6 protein-coding genes and 1 tRNA gene are annotated in these 6251 nt (G+C 64.2%); all 7 read right to left on the bottom strand.

Features of this window, described 5'->3' with window-relative positions; translation table 11 throughout:
• Nucleotides 1–41: 41 nt before the first annotated feature.
• The 7 genes from LT948_RS09380 to LT948_RS09350 all read right to left on the bottom strand — a co-directional run bounded on the left by LT948_RS09380 (nt 42) and on the right by LT948_RS09350 (nt 6201).
• Nucleotides 42–539 carry an Abi family protein gene (locus LT948_RS09380; protein ID WP_073657299.1) on the bottom strand — a complete coding sequence of 166 codons (498 nt, stop codon included), beginning with the start codon at nt 537–539 and terminating at the stop codon, nt 42–44.
• A gap of 222 nt (nt 540–761) precedes the next feature.
• Entirely contained in the window at nt 762–1202 is a 441-nt protein-coding gene (locus LT948_RS09375; protein ID WP_073657300.1) for a hypothetical protein, read from the bottom strand.
• A gap of 158 nt (nt 1203–1360) precedes the next feature.
• Nucleotides 1361–1436: transfer RNA gene (locus tag LT948_RS09370), tRNA-Thr, on the bottom strand.
• Between the two features lie 73 nt (nt 1437–1509).
• Entirely contained in the window at nt 1510–3039 is a 1530-nt protein-coding gene (locus LT948_RS09365) for a DHA2 family efflux MFS transporter permease subunit (protein ID WP_003146487.1), read from the bottom strand.
• Between the two features lie 10 nt (nt 3040–3049).
• Nucleotides 3050–4234, bottom strand: a complete 1185-nt coding sequence (locus tag LT948_RS09360; protein WP_003110594.1) for an HlyD family secretion protein — start codon at nt 4232–4234, stop codon at nt 3050–3052.
• Between the two features lie 14 nt (nt 4235–4248).
• Nucleotides 4249–5727, bottom strand: a complete 1479-nt coding sequence (locus LT948_RS09355) for an efflux transporter outer membrane subunit (RefSeq protein ID WP_073657232.1) — start codon at nt 5725–5727, stop codon at nt 4249–4251.
• A gap of 3 nt (nt 5728–5730) precedes the next feature.
• On the bottom strand, nt 5731–6201 hold the full coding sequence (locus LT948_RS09350) for a MarR family winged helix-turn-helix transcriptional regulator (protein WP_003110596.1): 471 nt from the start codon (nt 6199–6201) through the stop codon (nt 5731–5733).
• Nucleotides 6202–6251: the final 50 nt, after the last annotated feature.

The following is a 6251-nucleotide window of genomic DNA, read 5'->3' as shown; positions in this document are numbered from 1 at the left end:
ACTCTACTAAGTTTGACGTGGTACTGAAATCGGGGGGCAGGTCACATTCGGCTTTCGATTCGTGCGCGCTTTTGATCATTCGTTTGGGGGCCAGCGTTGATGCGATTGGCCTCCCTCTCGAGCTTTTCTTTCTCGTTCCGGATTTTGTCATGGAGCGGCCGAAGTAGCTCTGCATGGCGAAAGTCACGCAGAAAATTGTTCTTGTCGCAAAACCAGTCGGCGCCATAGTTCGGAGACATGTGATTACTTAGGCAGGCGCGCATAGCGACCTCTACCTTTTCGATGGCAGCCATTACCTGATGGCGTAGCTTGGCATCGAAGCGGTAAATCTCAACGATCTCTCGCAGGGAGCTGCCTTCCTTGAACCTATGGTCTGCACCAGGCTCTTGGAAAGGGCGCATGTAAGGACTGAGCCGAAAGAGCGTTACGACCTCAAGGAATCGAGTGGCGCGCTCGTCATTGGCTACGGTGAGGCCGCGGTGCTTAAGCAGATCCAGTTGCTCTTCTACTGTGAGGGCCGGTTTATCGAATGGCCTCATGCAGCAAATCTCCATGGCAAAAAAAACCCGCCGATTTGAGCATTCTGAAGAGGCTTCAGCAGAGGCTTGGCGGGTGTGTTGGTGCGGAATCTAGATGACTATCCCCGTACCGTCAAATCTTGGCGCGAGCGGCCCGACAGGTGGGGTGAGTGAAAACTAGAGCTCTGGAGCTAGAGCCGCCGCTGATGTAGCCCCGATGTAAGCGGCTGATGGGCTTAGGGGCTACCGCACCGCCTTTAGAAAGCCATGGAGGTGCTTATTGAGCTGGATGCTGCATTCTGAGAACTCATTCGCAATATCCTGGATTTTCTGTGCGGTCCATGCCTCTCCGTTTCGAAAAAGCTTTGCTTTCTGATCGGATGAGTCGGTACCTGGGCGGCCATGCATTAAACCGTTGCGGTGCTCCACCAGTTCGCTGAATTTTTGAGCGCATAGCATGAACTCAGTTCGATCCGGGTGTTCCGCTAACCCATCAGCCAGCAAGAGCAATCTCTTGGCAATCGCGCCAGCGGTTTTGGGATTTAGCTCGTTGATGGAGCCAGGCTTTATGCGCTCGCAGGCCCAGATGGCATTCCATTCAAGGATGCTGAAGACAAAGGCCGCCTCCCCCAGTGCTTGGGCGTATTCCGCATCCAATGGTTGGCGTAAGCGTGCGTTCTTCAATGATGTCTCTCCTAGAGGAATTCTGGAGAGACCGTGCCCGATCGTATCCCCCCAGCACAAGAGCAATCAGGGATAGAGTAAGTGGAGGCGTGATGGGCTTTTACGTGGGCTTGTTACGTAGCGCCAGGCAAAAGCTAGCTGTAAGTGCTTGATTTATATGGTGCCGGCACCAGGAGTCGAACCCGGGACCTACTGATTACAAGTCAGTTGCTCTACCAGCTGAGCTATACCGGCGAAGAGGGCGACATTATAGCCAGCCGCCGCCAGGAGTAAACCACTGATTTTCCTGCCCGAATGCCGTTCGTCCTCAGTGCCCGGAGGCGGCCGCGCCAGGCTTGGCGCCGAACGGCGGGCGGGCCAGCCAGATGATCACCAGCAGGGCGAGGAACAGCCAGCCGAGCATGGTGAAGTAGTCGATGGTGGACATCATGTAGGCCTGGCTCTGCACCATCCTGTCGAGCAGCGCCGCGTTCGCCTGGGTGTTGCCGCCGAGCTGGGCGAGGGTTTCGTGGGTGGCCGGGTCGTAGAGACTGATGTTTTCGCTGAGATAGGCGTGGTGTTGGGTGGCGCGGCGGTTCCAGATCCAGGTGGTCAGCGAGGCGGCGAAGCTGCCGCCGAGGGTGCGCAGGAAGGTGGCCAGGCCGGAGCCGTCGGCGATCTGGTCGGGGGGCAGGTCGGAGAGCAGGATGCTCAGGATCGGCATGAAGAAGAACGCCACGCCGAGCCCCATGATCAACTGCACGATGGCGATGTGCTGGTAGTCGACCTCGGTGGTGAAGTTGGCGCGCATGAAGCAGGTGATGGCCATCGCCAGGAACGACAGGCCGGCGAGCATGCGCAGGTCGAAATGGTTGGCGTAGCGGCCGACCAGCGGCGAGAGGAACACCGGGAGGATGCCGATTGGCGCGGCGGCCAGCCCGGCCCAGGTGGCGGTGTAGCCCATCTGGGTCTGTAGCCATTGCGGGAGCAGCAGGTTGATGCCGAAGAACGCGGCATAGCCCAGCACCAGCGCCAGGGTGCCGGCGGCGAAGTTGCGGTGGGCGAACAGGCGCAGGTTGACGATCGGATGGCGGTCGGTGAATTCCCAGATGATGAAGAAGGCCAGGGCGATCGCCGCGATCAGCGCGCCGCCGACGATGAAGTTCGACTCGAACCAGTCCAGGTCGTTGCCCTTGTCGAGGACGATCTGCAGGGCGCCGACGCCGATCACCAGGGCGATCAGGCCGACGTAGTCCATCGGCGCCTTCTTGATCGTCACCGGGCGTGCCTTCAGTTGCTGGTAGACGACGAAGGCGGCGAACAGGCCGACCGGCACGTTGATGAAGAAGATCCACGGCCAGCTGTAGTCGTCGGTGATCCAGCCGCCGAGGATCGGCCCGGCGATCGGCGCCACCACCGTGACCATCGCCAGCAGGGCCAGGGCCATGCCGCGCTTCGCCGGTGGGTAGATGGAGATCAGCAGGGTCTGGGTGATCGGATACAGCGGCCCGGCGACGAAGCCCTGCAAGGCGCGGAAGCCGACCAGAGAAGGCATCGACTGGGCGATGCCGCAGAGGAACGAGGCGAGTACGAACAGCAGCGCGGCGGCGATGAACAGGCGCACCTCGCCGACCCGCCGGGCCAGCCAGCCGGTCAGCGGCAGGGCGATGGCGTTGCTCACGGCGAACGAGGTGATCACCCAGGTGCCCTGTTCCGAACTTACCCCGAGGTTGCCGGAGATGGTCGGCAGGGCTACGTTGGCGATGGTGGTGTCGAGCACCTGCATGAAAGTCGCCAGGGACAGGCCGATGGTCGCCATCACCAGGCTGGGCGGGGAGAAGCTGCTGCTTTCGCTCATGCTGGCAGGCTCAACGCTGGGCGGTCTTGCCGTGGTCTTCGGCGAGGTTGGCTTCGATCAGGCGCTCGATCAGCTTGTCGGCCGAGGCCAGTTGCTGCTGGTAGACATCGGTGGAGAACAGCGCTTCGCGCGGTGGTTGCTGGGCCAGGGCCGGGCCGCTCTGGTCATGCAGGTCGACCTTGACGTCCATCGACAGGCCGATGCGCAGCGGATGCTTCTGCAATTCTTGCGGATCGATATGGATGCGCACCGGCACCCGCTGGACGATCTTGATCCAGTTGCCGGTGGCGTTCTGCGCCGGCAGCAGGGAGAACGCGCTGCCGGTGCCCACGCCGAGGCTGTCGACGGTGCCGCTGTAGCGCACGTCGCTGCCGTAGAGGTCGGAGCGGATCTCCACCGGCTGGCCGATACGCATGTGCTTGAGCTGGGTTTCCTTGAAGTTGGCGTCGATCCAGATCTGGTCCAGCGGGACCACGGCCATCAGCGCATTGCCCGGTTGCACGCGCTGGCCGACCTGTACGCTGCGCTTGGCGACGTAGCCGGTGACCGGCGCGACGATGGTCGAACGGGCGTCGTCCAGGTAGGCCTGGCGCAGTTGCGCGGCGGCGGCCTTGACGTCCGGATGGGAGGTGATCTGGGTGTCGTCGACCAGCGCGCGATTGGTGTTCAACTGCTGTTCCGAGCTGGTCAGCGAGGCTTTCGCGCTGTCCAGCGCGTCGCGGGCGTGGGCCAGTTCCTCCTGGGAAATGGCGCCGTCGTCGGCGAGGTTCTTGCGCCGCTTGTAGTCGGCCTCGGCCTTGGCCAGCGCGACCTTGCGGGTGGCGACCTCGGCGCGATAGCCGTCGACGTTGCTGAACAGCCCGCGTACCTGGCGCACGGTGTGGGCCAGGTTGGCCTCGGCGCGCTGGAGGGCGATGTCGGCGTCGCTGGGATCGAACCTGACCAGTTCCTGGCCCTTGCGCACCAGGTCGCCGTCGTCGGCGCCGATGCTGACCACGGTGCCGACGATCTGCGGGGTGATCTGTACCACGTTGCCGTTGATGTAGGCGTCGTCGGTGTCCTCGTGCCAGCGGCCGTAGAAGAACTCCCAGGCCACGCTGGCCAGGGTGGCGAGGACGATCACGGCGAGCAGGATCAGCAACCAGCGCTTGCGCTTCGGGTTGCCGGCGGGGGTTTCGCTGTTGGCGGTAGTCATGGTGGGTGCCTCGTTCATTCTGCCGGCGCTTTCGCGGTAGCGAGCGCAGCGGAGCGGGAATCGGGTTGGAAACCGCCGCCCAGGGCCTGGACCAGCTGGACGGAAAGATCGATCTGCTGGCTCTCCAGGCTGGCCAGCTGGCGTTCGGCGACCAGCAGTTGCTGTTGCACGCTGAGGGCGTCGAGGTAGCTGCCGACGCCTTCGCCGTAGCGACGCATGGCCAGGTCGAAGTTGGACCTGGCGATATCGCGGGCCTGGCGCTGGTCGATCACCTGCTGCTCCAGGGAGCGCAACTTGCCGAGGTCGTCGCTGACCTCGCCGAGGGCCTGGACCAGCGTCTTGTTGTACTGGCCGACGGCCAGGTCGTAGTCGGCGTCGCGTTCGGCCAGGTTGGCGCGGCGGCGGCCACCGTCGAAGATCGGCAGGGAGATCGCCGGCGCCACCTGGAAGAAGCGGCTCGGCGCCTGCAACACGTCGCTGGTGTGCAGGGCGGCGAGGCCGGCCATCGCGCCGAGATTGAGGTTGGGATAGAACTCGGTCTTCGCCGAGTCGATGTTGCGGCGCGCCGCCTCGACCCGCCAGCGCGCGGCAACGATGTCGGCGCGGCGGCCGAGCAGTTCCGCCGGGAGCACCGAGGGCAGGCTCAGGCTGGCCGGGTTCAGCGGTTGCGGGCGCTGCAGTTCGAGACCGCGATCGGGCCCCTTGCCCAGCAGCACGGCGAGGGCGATGCGGGCGCTGGCGATGTCCTGCTCGGCGGCGCTGAGCTGCTGGCGGGCGGTGGCCAGTTGGGTCTGCGTCTGTTGCAACTGGACCTTGCTGTCGAGCCCGGCGCTCATGCGCTTCTGGCTCAGCTCGGTCATGCGCTGCGAGCGCTTCAGTTCTTCCTCGGCGAGATCGCGCACGGTAAAGGCGTGGGCGAGGTCGCTGTAGGCGCGGGCGATGCTTGCCGAGAGGCCGATGCGCGCGGCCTGGCTGTCGATCCGCGCGGCATTGGCCTGGCCGAGGACGGCTTCCCAGGCGGCGCGCTCGCCGCCCCAGAGGTCGAAGTCGTAGTTGAAGCCGAGCGACAGGTACTTGATCGCCGAATAGCGGCCGCCGAGCGGTGCCGGGGCCACGCTGGTCGGCGCGCGGATGCCGGAGTAGCTGGCCTTGGCGTCCAGCGTCGGCTGGCGCGCGGCATCTTGCGCCTGGGCCGTTGCCGCCGCCTGGCGCGCACGCGCCTCGGCGATCTGCAGGTCGGGAGTGCCTTGCAGGGCTTCGCCGATCAGTTGGTCGAGCTGCCGGTCGCCGAGCCCGGTCCACCAGTCCTGGCGCGGCCAGGCCGCTGGCGAAAGGGCTACGCCGTCCAGGCTCCTGCCCGCCTGGAGGGCGCCTGCCGGTTGCAGGCGGGCGTTCGGTTCCAGGCCTTCGGAAGTGACGCAGCCGGCGGCCAGCAGTATCGCCGAGGCCAGCACCAATCGCTGCGGCCAGAGATGGAGAGGAGGGAACGGCATGGATCAGGACTCCTGCAGGCTGGCCCGTGGGCAGCCGGCGTGTAGCAGAACCTTGGTCAGCAGATGGGTCAGCGTCTGCAATTCTTCCGTGCTCAGGCAGGCGACCAGCTCGTTCATCGCCGCCGAGGCGATCAGAGGAAGCTGCTCCTGGACCTTCCGTCCCGCTTCGCTGAGATCCAGGCGCAGGCAACGGCGGTCTTCGGGACAGCGACCACGCAGCAGCAGCCCTTTTTTCTCCAGGCGCGCCAGCATGCGAGTCATCGAGCCGCTGTCCACCGACAGCTCGCGACACAGTTCGACCGGACTGTTGGCACGGTTGAGACCGACGAAGATCAGCACCTTGAACTGGGCGGCGGTTATGTCCAGCGCGGCGAGGTGCTTCTCGAGGATGCGGTCCTTGGTCGCAGCACTGACGCCGATGAGCTGGCCAATGGAGCCCTTGAAGGGAAAGTCGGAAGCGCTGTAGTGGCCCATGGGGGATCGCTGTCTAGGCAGGGAAAGTGTTTCAAAATAATACTGCCTAG

Origin of the sequence: Pseudomonas sp. CP-1 (assembly GCF_021213715.1) — a bacterium.
GTDB classification, from domain to species: Bacteria; Pseudomonadota; Gammaproteobacteria; order Pseudomonadales; family Pseudomonadaceae; genus Pseudomonas; species Pseudomonas aeruginosa.
This window is presented reverse-complemented; position numbering and strand designations above follow the sequence as displayed.

Excerpts from the sequence above, each read along its gene's own strand:
- LT948_RS09380 (WP_073657299.1), bottom strand. The coding sequence starts at position 539 with ATGAGGCCATTCGATAAACCGGCCCTCACAGTAGAAGAGCAACTGGAT.
- LT948_RS09365 (WP_003146487.1), bottom strand. The coding sequence starts at position 3,039 with ATGAGCGAAAGCAGCAGCTTCTCCCCGCCCAGCCTGGTGATGGCGACC.
- LT948_RS09360 (WP_003110594.1), bottom strand. The coding sequence starts at position 4,234 with ATGACTACCGCCAACAGCGAAACCCCCGCCGGCAACCCGAAGCGCAAG.
- LT948_RS09355 (WP_073657232.1), bottom strand. The coding sequence starts at position 5,727 with ATGCCGTTCCCTCCTCTCCATCTCTGGCCGCAGCGATTGGTGCTGGCC.
- LT948_RS09350 (WP_003110596.1), bottom strand. The coding sequence starts at position 6,201 with ATGGGCCACTACAGCGCTTCCGACTTTCCCTTCAAGGGCTCCATTGGC.